Source organism: Aquabacterium humicola, from assembly GCF_030167915.1.
Lineage (GTDB): Bacteria > Pseudomonadota > Gammaproteobacteria > Burkholderiales > Burkholderiaceae_C > Pseudaquabacterium > Pseudaquabacterium humicola.
The window spans coordinates 60,803-78,841 of sequence record NZ_JARGNB010000005.1; the positions used below are offsets into that span (position 1 = coordinate 60,803).

The window sequence follows — 18,039 nt, forward strand, 5'->3', positions numbered from 1 at the left end:
CCCACCCGGCGGGCCGCCCTCAACTCACAGGCATTCCCCATGAAGCGTGTCCTGCGACGGGCCCTGTCGCTGTTCCTGATCGCCGGCGCCGCCCTTGCCGGCGCCCAAGGGGCTTCCGCCCCGCCGTCGGCCTCCGCGCCGGCCCTCCATCCCGCCGCGGCACCAGCTCCGGCCGGCGCCCCGACGGCCACCGCGCCGAAGGTGCTGCGTTATGCGTTCCTGATCGCCGAGACCGGCTTCGACCCGGCGCAGATCAGCGACCTCTATTCGCGCATCGTCACCGCGCACCTGTTCGAGGCGCTCTACAAGTACGACTACCTCGCGCGGCCGTACAAGATCAAGCCGCACACCGCGGCCGCGCTGCCGGAGGTCACCAATGAATTCAAGACCTGGACCATCCGCATCCAGCCCGGCATCCACTTCGTCGACGACCCGGCGTTCAAGGGCCGCAAGCGCGAGCTGGTGGCCGAGGACTACGTCTACGCGATCAAGCGCACCTTCGACCCGACGAACAAGAGCCCGGGCATCTCGACCTGGCAGGAAGCCGGCATCATCGGCCTCGACGAGCTGCGCGAGCGGGCGATCAAGAACAAGACGCCGTTCGACTACGACACGCCGATCGATGGCCTGAAGGCGCTGGACCGCTACACGCTGCAGTTCAACCTGAAGGCGCCGCGCCCGCGGCTGCTGTTCCAGCTGGCCGATTCGAGCACCGTGGGCGCGGTGGCGCGCGAGGTGATCGAGGCCTATGCCGGCGACACGATGGCCCACCCGGTCGGCACCGGCCCGTTCCGCCTCGCCGAGTGGCGGCGCAGTTCGCGCATCGTGCTCGAGCGCAACCCGAACTACCGCGAGCTGCTGTACGACGCCGAGCCCCAGGCCGACGATGCCGAAGGCCAGGCGATCCTGCAGCGCTTCAAGGGCCGGCGCCTGCCGATGGTCGACCGCGTCGAGATCAGCATCATCGAGGCCAGCCAGCCCCGCTGGCTCGCCTTCCTGAACGGCGAGATCGACTACATCTCGGTGCCGGGCGAGTTCGCCAGCATCGCGGCGCCGAACAACCAGCTGGCGCCCAACCTGGCCAAGCGCAACCTGAAGATGTACCGCACGCTGCTGCCGGACCGCGTGCTGCTGTACTACAACATGGAAGACCCGGTGGTCGGCGGCTATACCGCCGACAAGGTCGCGCTGCGCCGCGCGCTGGGCCTGGCGATGGACATCAAGCGCGAGATCACGCTGGTGCGCCGCGGCCAGGCGATCCCCGCGCAGTCGATGATCTCGCCGCACACCTTCGGCTACGACGACAACTTCAAGAGCGAGAACGGCGACTACAACCTGCCGCGCGCGAAGGCGCTGCTCGACCTGTTCGGTTATGTCGACCGCGACGGCGACGGCTGGCGCGACCGGCCCGACGGCCAGCCGCTGGTCATCGACTACGCGTCGCAACCCGACGAGTCGTCGCGCCAGTTCGACGAGCTGTGGAAGCACGACATGGATGCGCTGGGCGTGCGCACGAAGATCGTCACGGCGAAGTGGCCCGAGCAGCTCAAGCGCGCGCGGGCCGGCCAGCTGATGACCTGGCAGCTCGGCTACTCGGCCAGCAACCCGGACGTGCAGGATGCCTTCCAGGCCGTGTACGGCCCCGCCGCGGGCGGCCAGAACCTGCCGCGCTTCAAGCTCGACGCCTTCGACCGCCTGTACGACCGCATGCAGTCGCTGCCGGACGGACCCGAGCGCCTGCAGGCGATCAACGATGCCAACAAGCTGCTGCTGGCCTACGCGCCGATGAAGTACAGCGTGCACCGCGTCGCGCTGGAACTGGTGCACCCGTGGCTCGCCGGCTACCGCCGCCCGCCGTTCGGCAACCAGTGGTGGCAGTACGTGGACGTCGACGGCCCGAAGCGGGACGCGTCGAAGAAGCGCTAGGAAGCGGGACGCCGGGCTTCACGCCGCGCGCGTGAAGTCCATCTCCCAGTTGGTTTCCCAGCTGCGGCCGCCGTCGGGCGAGAAGGCCTGTTCCCAGCGCGCGGTGGTCGGCGTGATGGCCGACCACAGGAAGCGCACGGTGATCGGCCGGCCGCGGAAGGTCTCGTCGGCGAAGAAGGTGCCGATGCCGTTCTCGAAGCGCCCGAGCATCGGCGCATCGAGGGCATGCGGGTGGCGGCCGTCCAGCCACCAGATCGCCCACTGTCTCGTCGCCGGGTCGAACGAGCGCAGCGTCGCGGCACGGTAGGCGCCGCCGGGCAGGTCGATGACGTTGTCGTCGATGTTGGCGGCGCCGCCCAGCAGCGGCCGCACGTCGCTGGTGCCGCCGAACAGCTCCCACTCGGTGCAGCCGGCGAGGCGGTCCTTCAGGCGGCGGTGGGCCACGGTCCAGCGGCCGTGAAAGAAATCGAAGTCGTGGGCGCTCATGGCGGGTCTCCGGAGGGGTGGATGCACAGGCGCCGCAGCGTAGGCCCGTAACACTGACAGCGCATGTCAGCTATTCGCGTCGGCGGCGGTTCGGGCGCTCGTCTGCACCTCGCCCACGCCGCGCCGCGACGCCGCGCAGCCTGCAGGCTGCGACGAGACGCGTCGTGCGCGCAAGGGCCACACCAGCGCGGCCGCGGCCAGCGCGAGCGCGATGTCCACCATCCAGAACGGCGTGTCGCGGCCGGTGCGTTCGGCGAGCCAGCCGCTGAGCCAGATGCCGCCGAATCCGCCGACCTGGTGCACCAGCATCACGATGCCGAGCAGGCTCGACAGCCGCGCGACGCCGTGCTGGCGCGCGACGAGCTGCGCCGTCGGCGGCAGCGTGGCCATGTGGCTGGCGCCCATCACCAGGGCCAGCGCGACCAGCGACGTGCGGCTCGGCGCGGCGCACAGGAAGGCCGCGATGCCCGCCGCCCGCACGGCGTACAGCGCGGCCAGCAGGCGCGCGATGTCCACGTGCGGCATCGCACGGCCGACCGCCAGGCTGCCGGCGACGTTGGCCACGCCGGCCACCGCGATCCACGCGCCGGCCAGCGCGGCATCCTGGCCGCAGCGCTCGATCACGCCCGGCATGTGCACAGCGAGGAACGAGACATGGAAGCCGCAGATGCCGAAGCTCGCGGCCACGCGCAGGAAGCGCGCATCGCGCAGCGCATCGCCCAGCGGCGCGGCCGGCGCGACGTCGCTCGATCCGGCCGGGCGGCGCAGCACGGCTGCCAGCGGCAAGGCGCACAGCGCGAGCGCCGCGCTCGCCAGCGCGGCCGGCACGAAGCCCCGGGTCTCGATCAGCGCCTGCGTGGCCGGCGCGACGAGCAGTTGCCCGATCGAGGCGCCCGCGCTCAACACGCCGACGGCCACGCCCGCGTGCGCCGCGGGCAGGCGCCGGTTGAGCTCGCCGACGAGCAGCGCATTGCCGCCGACCGCGCCGTTGGCCATCGCCGCGGCGCACAGGGCCACGGCGAGCGCCGCGAGCGCGGCGCCTGGCGCGAGCCCCGCGCCCGGCAGCGCGAGCAGGGCCGTGCCGAGCGCCAGCACCAGCGCCCCGCCGGCCACCACGCGGGCGCTGCCGTGGCGGTCGGCCCAGGCGCCGATGACCGGCTGCGCCAGGCCCAGCGCGAGCTGCCCGGTGGCGAAGAGCAGGCTGATCGTCGCCAGCCCGAGGCCGCTGGCGCTGTTGAGCGGCGAGACGAACAGCCCGCCCGACGCGCGCAGGCCCGAGGCGAGCGCCATCAGCGCGGCGGCGGCAAGCGTGACGAGCCAGGCGCGGCGGTCCATCGTGCGCCTCGTCAGGCGGCCGCGGCCAGCGCCGGCTCGGCTTGCGCGGGCACGGCGTAGGCCAGCGGCGCCAGCGCCGCCTGGATGCGGGCGGCCTGCGCCTCGTTCACCAGCGAGAACAGCACCTTCTGGAAGCGCGGTTCCATCACGCCGGAGACGATGTATTGCCACCGGTAGGCCTTCAGCACGCCGTCCTCGATGCGGCGGCGCTCGTCGCTCGGGGCCGTGCGGCCGGTCATGCCGCAGAAGTACGCGGCATCCGCCCTGGCCTGCGCCTGCAGGATGCCGTCGACCGCGCCGACCAGGCCGATCAGCTCGTCGACCGCGGCATCGCGCTGCGCGGGCGTGAGCTTGGCGTCCTCCTTCAGCAGTTCCAGCTCGTCGATGGTGGCGTGCTGCGACTCTTCCTTCCAGTGGAACAGGAACACGTCCTTCCACAGCTCGCTGAGGCTGGTGTCGGGTTCGATGCTGGCGCGGTAGTGCGCCAGCACGAAGAGCTCGATGTGCAGCGTCAGCGCCAGCACGGCCCAGTTGCTCTGGCCCAGCACCGCGCGCGCAACGTCGTTGGGCGCGGCGGTCATCGTGTAGCCGGCCGGCATGTCGGCGGCCATCATCGCCTCGAGGCGGCGGAACAGCTCCTGGTGCTTGAGCTCCTCGTCGGTCATGCGCACCAGCGCCTCGACGGCGGTCTGGTCGCCGAAGGCCTCGGCCCGGCCGAGCTCCATGGTCTTGACGGCGATGAAGCGTTCCACCAGCCCGAACAGGTAGGCGTAGGTGCGGCCCTGCACCTGACTCAGCAGGCGCCGTTCGTCAGCCGTCAGGAAAGGCAGCTCGTCGACGAGCGAGAGCCCGCGCGGCAGGAAGCTGCGGCTGTAGTCGAAGCGGCGGTCGCGGAGGATGTCGCGATCGATGTCCCAGCGCACGCGCTTCGAGGCTTCGACGCACTTGGCGTAGCGCTGGCGCTGGATGTCGGCGGCGGGGGCGGTCGGGGTCGGCAGGGTCATGGTGGGTCGTCCTGTGGGCTCGGAAAGGGTCGATGGGTGCGCCGTGCGGAGCCCGGATCGGGTGCCGCCGGCGCGCGTGCCGCGCAGGTCCCGGATCGGTAAAGCGCTTCGTGTCCTGCGTGCGGAGCGCACTGTGCGAGCAGGACCGTGGCACGACCGTCCCACGGCGTTCCAGCAGCGCTGGGCACTGTCAGAATGGCCGCGAGAATGGCCGCGGGAGTGGCCGCGCCGGTGCGCCGGCCGGGGCATGCAGCGGCTTCAAGGTGCAGGTCCAGCGATGTCCGTACGGCTGATCCTCTTCGGTGCGCCGGCCGTGGCCGGCGACGCCGGCCCGCAGACGCTGCCGTCCGAGCGGCGCAGCCAGCTGCTGGTATTCCTGGCCTGCCGGCGCGACTGGGTCGGCCGCGCCGAGCTGGCGGCGCTGCTGTGGCCCGAGCTCGACAACGCGGCGGCGCTGGCGAACCTGCGCAAGACGCTGCACCGGCTGCAGCTGGTGGGCTGGGCGCTGGAACCCGAACTGCAGGGCAACGCGCTGCGGCTCGTGGTGGCGACGGACGTCGCAGCGTTCGATGCCGCCATCGCCGGCACGCGGTTCGACGACGCGCTCGCGCTGCGGCGCGGCGAGTTTCTCGCGGGCTTCGACGACGACGCGAATCCGGCGTGGACCGAGTGGCTGCGCTTCGAACGCCACCGGCTGCGCGACGCGTGGCGCGGCGCGGCCCTCGCGCGGCTGGCCGACCCGATCGAGCCCGTCGCCGCGCTGGCGCTGGCCGCGCAGCTGCTGGAGGCCGACCCGCTCGACGAAGCCGCCGTATCGGCGCAGATGAGCTGGCTCGGCCGCAGCGGACAGGCCGCGCGCGCGCACCAGGTCTACCGCGAGTTCGCCGTGCGCCTGCAGGCCGAGCTCGGCCTCGCGCCGGGCACCGCGTTGAAGGCCCTGCACGAGACGCTCGCCGGTGCGGACGCGGCGGACGCGCGCGTCGGCGCGGTGGCCCGCCATTCGGCGGCCACGGCGGCCGATGCCGACGGCTTCGTGGGCCGCAGCGTGGAGCTTGCACACATCGCCGAGCTGCTGCAGCAGCCGGGCTGCCGGCTGCTCTGCCTGCTCGGCCCGGGCGGCGCGGGCAAGACGCGGCTGGCACGCCGCGCGCTGGCCCAGCTGGCACCGCGTTTCGCCGACGGTGCGACCTGGATCGGCTTCGAGGACCTGCGCAGCGCCGACGAGATCGGCCCGCGCCTCGCCCGCGAGCTCGGCGTGAAGCTGGCCGGAAACCGCGATCCGATCGACCAGGTGATCGCCGCGCTGGCGGGCTGCTCGCAGCTGCTGGCGCTCGACAACCTGGAACAGCTCGACGGCGCAGCGGCGGCGATCGAGCGGCTGCTGCAGGGCTGCACCGGCCTGACGCTGCTGGCCACCTCGCGCGTGCGCCTGTCGATCGCCGACGAGTGGCTGCTGCCGATCGACGGCCTGCCCTGCCCCGAGGACGAGGACGTCGACCGCGTCGAGGCCTTCGACGCGGCGCGGCTGTTCATCCACGCGGCACGTCGCGTCGAGCCGGCGCTGCAGGCGTCGGCGGAAGCGGCGGCCATCGTCGCGATCTGCCGCCTCACCGGCGGGCTGCCGCTGGCGCTGGAGCTGGCCGCCGGCTGGACACGCGTGCTGTCGTGCGAGGCGATCGCCGCCGAGCTGCAGCAGGGCACCGAGCTGCTGCGCGCGGTCGATGCCACCCGGCCGTCGCGGCACGCCAGCATCGAGGCGGTGTTCGAACACTCCTGGAGCCTGCTCACCACCGCCGAGCGCGAGACGCTCGCGCGGCTGGCGGTGTTTCGCGGCGGCTGCTCGTTCGAGGCCGCGCGGGCGCTGGCCGGCGCGCCGCTGCCGGTGCTGGGCGCGCTCGTCGACAAGTCGCTGCTGCGCAAGGACGGTGCGCGGCTGTCGCTGCACCCGCTGGTGCAGCAGATGGTCGAGCCCCGGCTGGCCGCCGGCGGCGAGGAACAGGCCGCACGGCGCGCGCACGCGCAGTACTTCCACCACCTGCTGCGCCAGCTGAAGCGCGCCGCGGAACACGGCGAACGCGAGGCGCTGGCGCGCATCGACACCGAGCTGGAGAACTGCCGGGCCGCCTGGCTGTGGACCGTCGCGCAGGGCGATCTCGACAGCGTGCGCGGCAGCGCATCGACCCTGGCCGACTTCTACGACCACCGCTGCCGCTTTGCCGATGGCCTCGCGCTGCTGCAAGCCGCGCTCGCCGCACCGGCGCTCGCCGACCGCGCGCCGCCCTGGCCCCTGCTGCAGGCCCTGGCCGCCCACCTGGAGCTGCGCCGCGACAGGTATGCCGAGGCCGAGGCGATGGCCCGTCCGGCGGCCGAGGCGGCGCGTGCCGCCGACGACGTCGAGGCCGAGGTGCAGAGTTGCGGCGTGCTCGGCGCCAGTGCGCTGCGGCTCGGGCGCTACGACGAGGCGCGGCCGCACTTCGAACGTGCGCTGGCACTGGCGCCGCCCCAAGTCGACCCGCACGGCGCGGGGGCGATGCTTCACAACCTGGCGGTGCTCGCTTCCGAGCAGGGCCGCTACGACGACGCGCTGCGCCTGATGGCCGAGTCCTTGCAGGTGCGTCGCCAGATCGGCGACGTCGCCGGCGAGGCCGCCGGCCTGGTGGTGCTGGGCATCGCCCACCTGAAGCGGCGCGATCTCGAGTCCGCGCGGCTGCGGCTCGGCGAGGCGCTGGCCCTGTGCGAGCGGCACGACCTGGTGACACTGCGCACGTCCGCGCTGGGCGCCCTGGTCGAACACGCGCGCACGGCCGGCGACTTCGCCACCGCCGAACGCCATGCGCTGAGGGCCCTGGAGCTCGCGCGCGCGAACGGCTACCGCGCGCTGATGATGGCGCTGCAGTTCGACCTCGGCCACATCGCGCTGCATCGCGGCGATCCGGATGCCGCGCTGGTCGCGCTCGGCGAGGGCCTGCGCATGGCCATCGCGATCGCCCGGCCGACGTGGCAAATCGCCGGCGTGGCGCTGTGCGCGCAGATCCTGGCGTCACATGGCGAGACGGCCTGCGCCGCGCACGTGATGCGCGCCGCGGTGGCGCACCCGCTGGCGCAGCCGGCCGATCGCGAGGACCACCTGGCGCTCCTGGCGGCGTGGCAGGCCAACGGACCGCACGACGCGCCTGCGCCGGCATTCGACGAACTGGTGCGACGCATCGACGCGCTGGCCGGGCACGGGTTGCCGAAGCTGGCCGTCGCGCTGCGCCCGCCGCCCGGCGCGTCGTCCTGAACGTCGCCGGGCAGGCTGCGGTGTCGGGACGCTGCGCCGGACCGCGCCGGCGCGGCGCGGCCTGCAGGCCGAGGTGCTGCATGGTCCGGACTGGAGCGCGCTGAGCGACCACTTCCCGCTCGTCGTCGACATCGCGGTCTGATGTCGCGGTGATGTCGCGGTGCGATGTCGCGAACGACGCCGCGGCGCCGGTGCCGCAGTGACAAACCGCACTCCCTGCGTTTGCAGTCTTCGTCTCGGAAGAACGGGGCCTGCCGCCTACATTGTTCTCAGCCCGGCGCGAATGTCGCACCGGCAACGACAGCAGCAGGAGCCACCATGAACGCCTTCTTCGACAACCTGTGCATCGCCGCCTTCGTGCTTTGCTTCGGCCTCGTGGCGCCGGCGATGTCGTTCAGCGTGATCAGCGCGATCTGGTGAGCGTCGACCTGCGGGCCCACGACGGCCCGCCCGAAGCGCGTCAGCGCGTCAGCGCGCCAGCTGCACGTGCTGCGAGGACGCGGTGCCGCCGATGTCCTCGAGGCTGTCGGCCGCCGGGCGCTGGAACAGCGCACGCAGCCAGCGCGGCCGGCCGGCCGGAATCACCGCCGGCAGATCGAGGTCCTCGTGCGCGCCCGGCGCGATCGTGACGGTCTTGCGCCACGCCCGCTGGCCGGCGCGCTGCCACTCCACCGCCGACACCGGCGAACTCTCGACGAAGAGCGATCGCTCGTCGAGCGCCAGCACCAGCGGCTGCGAGCCGAGGTTCTCGATGCGCACCCGGGCCGGCTGCGCCCGCAGCAGGTCGATGCGCAGCGCGCGCCAGGGCTGCGCGCGCGCACGCTCGATGATCTTCCGCGCCTCGGCCTTCAGCCGGTCCGCCGCCGGGTCGCCCGGCGCCAGCGCGAGCACCTGTTCCTGCCCGGCGCGCTTGAGCCGCACCGTCTGCGCCGGCATGCCCGGCCGCAGGCCGGGCGTCGAACGCGCCGGCAGCCCGGCTTCGAGCGCCTGGCGCTCGGCGGCGCTGACGGCGGTGCGGAAGACGCCGATCGCGCCGCGCTCGATCACCGCCACCGGCGGCTCGTGGTACCAGGTGGCCTGGTCGCCGTCGATCTCGAGGCGGCTGTCGGCCGGCCCGATGCCGGCGCTCTGCGCGTACTCGAAGCGGAAATCCGGTGTCGCGGCCATGATGCCTCCCGTCGCGAGGACCAGCCCCACCGCCGCGGCGAGCGCGAATCGCCGCTTCACGCCACCTGCACCTCGACGTCGCTCGAGAAGACCCCGCCGACAAAACGCGGCTGCGACGCCACCGTCGATTCGCCGCGATAGGCGCAGTAGCCGGCGCGCATGAAGTGCGGGCCGGCGGCCTGGAACCGGACGTCCGCCGAGCACTCGATCGTCACCTTCGTGCGCGGCCCCATCCAGATCAGCTCGGGCACGTCCTGGACGCTCATTTCGAGCGGTACGCGCGCGATCTCCAGCGGCGGCGGCATCACGTCGTCGCGCACTTCGGGCAGGTGGCCGTAGTACAGCGCGAACAGGTCGTCGCCGTCGGCCAGGCGCGCCGGGTGCGTCATCCACCAGCCCTGGGCGCCGAAGTTGCCGAAGACCACCGACAGCGCCAGGCGCCTGTCGGTGATCGCGATGCGCTGCGGCGCGGCGAGCATCATGCCCAGCGTCATCGACGGATGCTGCTCGGCCTGCGTCAGCAGCGACGCCAGCTCGCCGAGCAGCGGCCGCAGCGCCGCGGCCGCGGCGCGGTCGGACGACGGGAAGACGAATTCCGACACCAGGCCGCCGGCGACCACCGACACCCGCATCACCGTGTCGGCCGGCCGCACCTGCGAGGGCGGCATCGCGTCGAACGGATGGGCCTTCAGCAGCCGCACCAGGCCGAGGATCACGTCGATCGGCACCTGCGTCTCGAAGACCCCCACCTGCCGGCCGGGCATGTCGGACAACGAACGGTGAAGCGCCAGCCGCACGCGGCCGTCGCCCGCGATGTCGAGCCGGTCCTCGTGGATGCAGATGCCGGACTCTGTGCGGCGCCCGGAGGTCACGACGCGCTGCACCGCGAAGCCGTCCAGCAGGTGGGCATCCCCCGCGAGGATGCGATCGAAGACGGCCTGGATGGCAGCCATGGCGCCTACACCTTGTCGACCACGAGGTAGTCGTAGTCGCGGCCGTACTTGTTCTTGATCGACTTCTTCTTCATGAGCTCGGGGAAGGCGTGGTAGTGCCGCTTCTTCACCTTGGTGTGGTTCTGGCCCATGATCGAATCCTTGTCGATGCCGGCCACCGCGCCATCGCCGGACATCGCCGGATCGACCGCGCCGCCGGTGTACTCGTCCGGGTTGTCCATGTGGTGGCCGGCCTCGTGCGCCAGCAGCGTATCGCGCGGATCGCCCATGAAGAAGGTGCCGGCATTCGAGCGGAAGGTCTCGCGGCCGACGCCGATCACGTCCGCCCCGTCGACGGTGACCGTCGTGAGCTTGACGTCGACCTCGACGTCGTAGCGGCAGCATCGCACCGCGTTGCCCGAGTGGCAGTCCTTGCGCCGCAGCTGCCACACCGCGCTCCACTTGTCGTGCGAGGTCTTGACCCACTTGTCGCGCTTGGCAACCAGCTTCGGGTCGTTGAAGTCGTAGTCGGTGAAGGTGGTCGGGAACGGTCCGCCGGTGTTCGGCTGCTTCGGCACGAACTGCGCGCCGTTCTTGATCAGCCCGATCGCCGTGTACAACACCGCGTTCGCATCCGCCGCCGCCTTGAAGCCGGCCGGCAGTGCCTTCCAGCGCGTGCCGTCGTGGTACTGGTCGGGCATGAAGGTATTGCTGCCGGTGACACGCGCCCAGCGCCAGCCGGCGCTGCCCGGGCCGTTCGTGGCGGTGCCGGTGATGCCGAAGGTGTTGAGGTCGACCATGTAGGCCCCCCACACCTTCATGATCTTGAATTCCGGATGCACCTTGGCCTTGAACTTGTCGATCTTCATCAGGAACTTCGAGTCGTTCCCGAAACCGCTCCAGGTCCGGTGCTCGGAGAGTTCCTCGTCCGGCGCGTCGAGCAGGGCCTCGACCGTCAGCGGCTTGCTGCCCGGATCGACCAGCGCCTTGGCCGGGCTGGCCGCATCGACGGTGGCCTCGATCACCACCTTGTCGAAGAAGCTGCTGCCGTTCTTGAAGTCGACATCCTTGACTTCGAACTCGTGGCTCAACTGCCCGCCCGCGGGCATCACGTCCAGCGGTTTCAAGGTCGACGAGCCCTGCTTCGCCTTGAGCTGGAAGCGCACCGCCGTGCCGTCGGGCAGGTTCGTGGTGGCCAGCAGCTTGACCTTGTCGCCGCAGAAGGCCTTCTCCGGCTCGAAGCGCAGGTCCTTGATGAAGAAGACCACCGCCTTGGCGCGCTCGCAGGGCGACTCCACGGCAATCCGGTGATAGAAGCGGCAGCCGAAGGTGTCCTTCGTCTCCTCGAACTCGCGCCGGTCGCCCGAGGGGTTGCGCCGCACCTTCTCGTCGGACCACAGCCGCTTCGTGCAGCCCGCGGTGTCTTCCTTCGCCCGGGGGCACGGCCACTTGCCGGGGCTGACCACCGAGCCGGGCCGGAACAGGTAGGCCAGCACGCGCCGGTTCGGCGCGTTCTCCTCGTTGCGCTTCTTGTGGTTCTTGTCCAGGTCCTGCGTCTCCTTCGTGGAGAACACCAGCAGCGGGTTGAACTCGCCGCAGCCCTGGTAGTCGCCCTTGCCGTCCGGGTCCGCGCCCCGGGCCAGGAAGTCGCCCGGCGTCAGCACCATCTCGCCGCACACCAGGTCCATGTAGGCGCGGAACAGGATCGCGCGGTCGACCGGCTTGCTCACCGTGGAATGCGGCTGGCCCAGCGCATCCTGCATGCGGTTGATCGACTTCTGGCCCCACACGTCGCCGCCCATCGAGTGCGGCTTCTTGTACAGCTCTTCCCACATCGCCTCGCGCCGGATCAGCATCGCGTAGACGGCGATGGCGCGGCGGCCGCTCAGCTCCTTGTTGTACTGGTCGTTGCCCACCGGGTCGGCATGCCCGAACACCGAGATCGGCGCGCCCGGATGTTCGGCCCGCAGCTTGGCGAGCATCTGCATCTCGTCGGCGGCATCGGGCAGCACGAACGAGGAATCGAACTCGAAGCGCACGTCCTTGATGTGCCAGCACGCCAGCGGCACCAGCGCCATGCGGTAGGTGTTGTGCTTGTCCTCGGTGGTCGGGCCCGCGCGCAGCAGGTGATCGACCTGGAGGGTGTGGGTGCCGGAGATGCCGCCAGACATGTCGTGCCTTCCGCCGTCGCCTAACAGCCGTGGATCTCGAGCAGCTTCGCCTGCGTCGCGGCGTCGCACTCGGGGTTCACCGGCGTGAGCTCATGGTCGCACTTGAATTCCTCGACGGCCGACTTGCGCTCGTCCTCGTCGACCGGGTCCAGCGCGCGGCGGTAGTAGCCCAGGTTCAGCAGGCGCGCGAGCTGGCCGGACTGTTCTTCCACCGGATCGAGATCGCCGATGCCGATGGCGATCTGGTCGTCGGCGAGCTCGAGCTTGCCGTTGCGCGCGCTGCGGGCGATCGGCTTGTCGAGCAGGCCGGCCGAGATCGGTTCGCGCGAGGCCTTGCCGTCGATCAGCAGGCCGCAGATCGTGTCCTCGACCGGCTCGCCGTCCACCTTCTGCAGCTTCACCCGCAGCTTCAGCACTTCCTTCGACAGCCGGAACTTGTGCAGGGCGTCGGTCGGGCGCTGCTCGGTGCGCTGTTCCTTCTCGGGGATGAAGACGCTGTCGCCCGGCTGCAGCACGTGCGGGTTCTTGCGCAGCGCCTTCAGCGCGGCGTTCTCGGGATGGTCCCAGATCGTGCGCAGGTCGTGGAAGCCGGCCTTCTCGGCAATGCTCGACAGGTGATCGCCTTGCTCGACGATGTGGATGGGCATGGTGAAGGGCCGCCTTGCTGCTGCGGGACATGCCCGCGGGCACGTTGCTGGCCGCACTCTAGCCAAGCGGGCCCGGCACGACCGATGACGTTGGTCATCCGCGGGGGGCACGGGTTGGGGGGGCCGCGCGGCCGGGGCGGCCGCGGTAACAAGGCGTGCCGGCCGACGTCAGCGTTCCGCGGCCAGGAAACGCTCCACCAGCGCCGTCCAGTACGCCGCGCCGACCGTCAGGTTCGCGTCGTTGAAGTCGTAGGCGGCGTTGTGCAGCATCGGGCTGTCCTCGCCGTTGCCCAGGCGCAGGAAGCAGCCGGGGCGATGCTGCAGGTAGTACGCGAAGTCCTCGCTGCCGGTCACCGGGCCGAAGGGGGCGATGACGCGCTCCGGGCCGACCAGGGCCTCGGCCACCTCGCGCGCGAAGGTGGTCTCGGCCTCGCTGTTGACGAGCACCGGGTAGCCCTCCTCGTAGTCGATCTCCACCCGCCCGCCGTAGCCCTGCACGTGCAGTTGCACGAGCTCGGTGATGCGCTCGCGCAGCCGCTGGCGCACCGCTTCGCTGAACGAGCGCACGCTCAGGCCGAGCGTGGCGCTTTCGGGGATCACGTTCGGCGCGCTGCCGGCATGCATGCTGCCGATGGTCAGCACCGCGGTCTGCGTCGGGTCGATGTTGCGCGAGACCACCGTCTGCAGCGCCATCACCAGGCTGCCGGCGATCAGCACCGGGTCCACCGCCAGGTGCGGCCGCGCGGCATGGCCGCCGCGGCCATGGATCGTGATGTGCACCGTGTCCGAGGCCGACATGAAGGGCCCGCTGCCGAAGGCGAAGCTGCCCGCCGGCATGCCGGGGTGGTTGTGCAGGCCGAAGATGGCCTCGCAGGGGAAGCGCTCGAACAGGCCGTCGGCGATCATGCGTTGGGCGCCGCTGTCGCGGCCGGCTTCTTCGGCCGGCTGGAACACCAGGTGCACGGTGCCCGAGAAGCGCCCGTGCGCGGCCAGGTGGCGGGCGGCGCCGAGCAGCATCGTCGTGTGGCCGTCGTGGCCGCAGGCGTGCATCACGCCGGCGTGGCGGCTGGCGTGCGGCAGCGCGGTCTGCTCGAGGATCGGCAGCGCATCCATGTCCGCGCGCAGGCCGACGCTGCGCGGCCCGTCGCCGCGCCGCAGCGTGCCGACCACGCCATGGCCGCCGACGCCGCGCGTCACCTCGTAGCCCCATTCGACGAGCCGCGCGGCGACCAGCTCGGCCGTCGCCGCTTCCTTGAACGACAGCTCGGGATGCTGGTGCAGGTGGCGGCGGACCTGCGTCAGCCACTCGGCCGAATCGGCCAGGTCGCCGACGGTGCACAGCGTCTTGTAGCGGGCATCCATGGGTTGCTTTCTCCGTCAGGGCAGCAACCCGCGAGTGTGCATCGGCGGCAGGCGGGACCTGCCCCGCCGCCGCCGCCGCGGCCACGGCCTCAGCCGCGTCGGCGCCTCAGCGCCAGCCAGGCCAGCGCCGGCAGCAGCAGCGCCCCGCTCGACGGCTCGGGCACGGTGTTCTCCCGGTATGCGGCGCTCGTGTGCGCCGGCGTCCACCAGATCGCATTGAACTTGCCGGCGATCGAGTAGGCGAAGGCATCGATCTTCGGCACGACACGGTCGAAGACGATCAGGAAGTCGTCGCCGGCACCATCGCCGACGACCGTGTTGGCGCCGCGCAGCACGCCGCCGATGGCGGTCTGCGTCGACCCCTGGTTCGCGATGCCGACCTCGGCCATCGTGTACTGGTGGCCGGCGATCTCGATGTCGATGCTCAGGAACGACTGGATCGCATCGGCCTTGTCGTTCGTGTCCCAGGTCAGGTTCACATCGATCTCGCCGTCGTAGCCCGGATAGGAAATGCCGACGTTGACGAAGTCCGATGCCTTCAGGTTCAGCGTGACGGTCTCGGCGTGCGCGGTGCCGGCCAGGGCCGTCGCCAGCAGGACGGCGACGCCGGTGCTGACGAATGAAGTGAGCGACATGTTCGTTCTCCGAAGGCGGGTTGGATGCAACACAATGTATTGATCGCCCGCCCGCACTGCAGTGACGGACTTCACTCGCCGCGAGCACGCCGCTTGGCCATTGGTCATGCGGCCGCGGATCGACGTCGGGCGCTGCATCGCCTGCCGGCGTCGTCGCCGGCGCGCTTCGATCGCCAGCGCCGGCTTGCGCGCTGACGGGCAGCGTCACCGGGCTGTGCGGGAGGGCGACGCTCAGCTCTTGCCCAGCTGGGCCAGCTCGGCGTCGCTGAGGCTGCGGCCCTGCGCGCGCAGCGCGTCGCGCACGGGCGCGGGCAAGGCGTCGTGCAGCAGGCCGAGCGTGCGCCCGACGGCCCACTGCTCGTTGGCCGTGCGCCCGCCGGACACGGCCTCGTAGCGCGCGTCGGCCGCACCGAGCCACTGCGCAGCGGCCTCGTGCCGGCCCTGCAGCGCGCACAGCAGGGCCATCAGGTCCAGGTACTGCGCCAGGTGCGGCCAGTCGCGCCCGACGCTGCGCGACGCGTCCCACGCGGCCTGCAGCAGCTCGCGCGCTTCGCCGGTCTGTTCGAGCGCCAGGTGCGCCGCGGCCAGGTTCAGGCGGGCCAGCTGCAGCAGGCCGGTGGCGCGCCGCCCGGCCAGCGCCTGCACGAGCGCGCGACCGGTCTCGACGGCCGCGGCAGCCTGCCCGGCCGTCAGTTCGAAGTCGGCGATGTTGAGGCGGGTCGCCAGGCTGGGGTCGCCTGCGGCCAGGCTCAGTGCCAGCGTCTGCCGCATGTGGTGCAGCGCCAGCTCGGGCTGCTTCTGCGCCAGCGCCAGGAAGGCCCGGGCGCGCTGCGCGTTGCGCAGGCGCACCGGCGCCCAGGCCGGGTCGGCCAGCGCATCGGCTTCCTCCAGCAGCGCCTGGGCCTGCTCGAAATCCTGGCCGGCGGCCCGCACCCGGGCCGCCTCGCACAGCACGTCGTAACGCATGAAGCGCTCGTCGTCCGACGCGCCCAGGCGCCGCGCCCGCGCCAGCGCCCGCGTCGTGGCCTCCTGGCTGCGCTGCGGCCCGCGGAACGTCACCAGGCTGACGACCGACCAGGCGCGGCAGGCCAGCAGGTCGTCGGCGATCTCGCCCGACGCGAGCTGCGATTCGCAGATGCGCACGGCGTCCCGGGTCTCGACGTGGCGCGGGTCGGGCACGCGTCCCAGCAGGCTGGTGGCCAGCCCGAGCGACAGCCGGTGGTCGGCGGCCTTCTCGGCCCAGGCCAGCGCCTGCAGCATGTCGACGAACAGGGGCTCGCCGTCGCGACGCCAGCCGGCCACGTCCTGGGCGCCGGCCAGCATGGTCCACTCGGCCCGCTCGAAGGCGTCGAGCAGCGCGCGCGCATGGCGCTCGCGCACTGCCTGCTCCTCGCCGGCTTCGGCCAGCCGCTCCAGCGCCAGCGCGCGCGGCGATTCCAGCAGCCGGTAGCGCGGCGTGCCGTCGCCGTCGGCGACCTGCACGTCGACAAGCGAGCGCTGGATCAGCTCGTCCAGCGCGTCCACCACCGCCCAGGGATCGGACGCGGTGCCGTCGGGCGCATCGGCGCCCAGCTGCTGCACCAGGTCGAGCCCCGCGCTGCCGGCCACCACGCCCAGCCGGCGGAACAGCCGCTGCTGGATCGGCGTCAGCAGGCCGACGCTCCACTCCAGCGCGGCGCGCAGGCTTTGCTGGCGCGCCGGGGCCAGGCGGCTGCGGCTGGACTTCAGCAGCGCCAGCCGGTCGGTCAGCGCATCCAGCAGGCGGGCCAGGCCCAGCAGCGGCGCCCGGGCCGCCGCCAGCTCGATGGCCAGCGCCAGGCCATCGAGGCGCTGGCACAGCGCGATGACCGCGGGCACGTCGGCATCGGCCAGCACGAAGCGGTGGTCGGCGGCGGCGGCGCGCTCACAGAACAGCGCCACCGCGCCGAAGGCCTGCGCCTCGCGCGCCGGCAGCACGCCTTGCGGCACCGCCATCGGCCCCAGGCGCAGCACGCGCTCGGACGACAGTCGCAGCGGCGCCTGGCTGGTGACGACCAGGCGGAGGCCCGGCGCCGCATCGAGCAGGGCCTGCGCCAGCCGGGCGACGTCGTCGAGCAGGTGCTCGGCGTTGTCCAGCGCCACCAGCATCTGCAGGCCGCGCATTGCCTGCGACAGCTGGGCCAGCGCATCGCCCGGCGGCAGCGGCAGTTCGAGCGCCGCGGCCACCGCGGCGGGCAGCGCCTCGGCGGTCGCGACGGGCCCCAGCTCGACCCAGCACACGCTCTGCGCGTAGGCATTCGCGCGCAGCTGCAGCAGCGCCTGCGCCAGCCGCGTCTTGCCCATGCCGCCAGCCCCGACGACGGTGACCAGCCGGTGCTGGTCGATCAGCGTGCCCAGCGCCGCCAGGTCCTCGCTGCGGCCGATCAGCAGCGGCTGCGCCGCCGGCAGGCGGGTGCGCGGGCCGCGCGGCGGCTCGGGCGGCGGCGCCGCGGCCCTCGGCACCGGCTGCGCCGGCGCCACGAAGCGGTAGCCGCGGCCGGGCACGGTGACCAGCCACTCGGCGCCCAGCGCCTTGCGCAGCGCATTGACCTGCACGCTGAGGTTGTTTTCCTCGACCACCCGGCCGGGCCAGACCTGCTCGATCAGCTCGTTGCGCGTGACCAGCTGCCCCGCGCGCTGCGCCAGCGCCAGCAGCAGGTCGAAGGCGCGGCCGCCCAGCGGCACCAGCTCGCCGTCGGCGAGCAGGCGTTGCTCGAGCGACCGCAGCTCGAAGCGACCGAAACGCAGGACCGCGGGCAGCGGCGGCGGGTTCGACATGTTCGACATGGCAGGGGGCCGAGTGTAGGCATGCGCCGCGTCGCCCGTCGGCGTTCGAGAGCCCCCTCGGGACCCCGGCGCACAGCGCGGCGCATCGACCCGGCGGCTTGACCATGTCAAGGCTCGGCTTCGAGCACTCCCCACAGTCCCGACAAGCGATCTCGACCCCCGTGAACGGAGCCCTCCATCGCGGCGCTTCGGTGTTCTCCATCGGCGCGGTTTCATCAGGCGTCTGCCGCTCATTTCGCACGTTTGCGGCCCTGTACCGTCATCGACGATCGGCCGATCACCAGCAACG

Annotated in this window: 12 protein-coding genes; 2 read left to right on the plus strand and 10 right to left on the minus strand. The window is 72.2% G+C overall.

Annotation, left to right across the window (positions count from 1 at the left end; genetic code table 11):
* Nucleotides 1–39 precede the first annotated feature (39 nt).
* Nucleotides 40–1,926 carry an ABC transporter substrate-binding protein gene (locus P1K89_RS21545; protein ID WP_284618581.1) on the plus strand — a complete coding sequence of 629 codons (1,887 nt, stop codon included), beginning with the start codon at nucleotides 40–42 and terminating at the stop codon, nucleotides 1,924–1,926.
* Between the two features lie 18 nt (nucleotides 1,927–1,944).
* Here the strand turns inward: P1K89_RS21545 and P1K89_RS21550 are convergent, their stop codons facing one another.
* The 3 genes from P1K89_RS21550 to P1K89_RS21560 form a co-directional block, all read right to left on the minus strand.
* Nucleotides 1,945–2,412, minus strand: coding sequence for a DUF1579 domain-containing protein (locus tag P1K89_RS21550; protein ID WP_284618582.1), 468 nt, complete (start codon nucleotides 2,410–2,412; stop codon nucleotides 1,945–1,947).
* A 66-nt stretch (nucleotides 2,413–2,478) separates the two neighbouring features.
* Complete coding sequence (locus P1K89_RS21555) at nucleotides 2,479–3,747, minus strand: MFS transporter (protein WP_284618583.1); 1,269 nt, start codon at nucleotides 3,745–3,747, stop codon at nucleotides 2,479–2,481.
* A gap of 11 nt (nucleotides 3,748–3,758) precedes the next feature.
* A complete protein-coding gene (locus tag P1K89_RS21560; protein ID WP_284618584.1) occupies nucleotides 3,759–4,751 on the minus strand; it encodes a hypothetical protein in 993 nt (330 codons plus the stop codon).
* 277 nt (nucleotides 4,752–5,028) lie between these two features.
* Between P1K89_RS21560 and P1K89_RS21565 the strand changes: the two genes are divergently transcribed.
* Nucleotides 5,029–8,031, plus strand: a complete 3,003-nt coding sequence (locus P1K89_RS21565; RefSeq protein WP_284618585.1) for an ATP-binding protein — start codon at nucleotides 5,029–5,031, stop codon at nucleotides 8,029–8,031.
* Between the two features lie 468 nt (nucleotides 8,032–8,499).
* Here the strand turns inward: P1K89_RS21565 and P1K89_RS21570 are convergent, their stop codons facing one another.
* The 7 genes from P1K89_RS21570 to P1K89_RS21600 form a co-directional block, all read right to left on the minus strand.
* Nucleotides 8,500–9,258, minus strand: a complete 759-nt coding sequence (locus P1K89_RS21570) for a hypothetical protein (protein ID WP_284618586.1) — start codon at nucleotides 9,256–9,258, stop codon at nucleotides 8,500–8,502.
* Nucleotides 9,255–10,151 (minus strand): hypothetical protein, encoded by an 897-nt coding sequence (locus tag P1K89_RS21575; protein ID WP_284618587.1) that lies wholly within the window; start codon nucleotides 10,149–10,151, stop codon nucleotides 9,255–9,257. Before P1K89_RS21575 ends, P1K89_RS21570 begins: the two co-directional genes overlap by 4 nt.
* 5 nt (nucleotides 10,152–10,156) lie before the next feature.
* The gene (locus tag P1K89_RS21580) at nucleotides 10,157–12,301 is read right to left on the minus strand and encodes an OmpA family protein (RefSeq protein WP_284618588.1); all 2,145 of its coding nucleotides are present in this window, start codon (nucleotides 12,299–12,301) and stop codon (nucleotides 10,157–10,159) included.
* Between the two features lie 20 nt (nucleotides 12,302–12,321).
* Nucleotides 12,322–12,948, minus strand: coding sequence for a LysM peptidoglycan-binding domain-containing protein (locus tag P1K89_RS21585; protein ID WP_284618589.1), 627 nt, complete (start codon nucleotides 12,946–12,948; stop codon nucleotides 12,322–12,324).
* Between the two features lie 168 nt (nucleotides 12,949–13,116).
* Nucleotides 13,117–14,310: a M20 aminoacylase family protein gene (locus P1K89_RS21590; RefSeq protein WP_284618590.1), complete on the minus strand. Its 1,194-nt coding sequence runs from the start codon at nucleotides 14,308–14,310 to the stop codon at nucleotides 13,117–13,119.
* Between the two features lie 89 nt (nucleotides 14,311–14,399).
* Nucleotides 14,400–14,945, minus strand: a complete 546-nt coding sequence (locus P1K89_RS21595; protein ID WP_284618591.1) for a PEP-CTERM sorting domain-containing protein — start codon at nucleotides 14,943–14,945, stop codon at nucleotides 14,400–14,402.
* Between the two features lie 231 nt (nucleotides 14,946–15,176).
* Nucleotides 15,177–17,750 (minus strand): ATP-binding protein, encoded by a 2,574-nt coding sequence (locus P1K89_RS21600; RefSeq protein ID WP_284618592.1) that lies wholly within the window; start codon nucleotides 17,748–17,750, stop codon nucleotides 15,177–15,179.
* Nucleotides 17,751–18,039 lie beyond the last annotated feature (289 nt).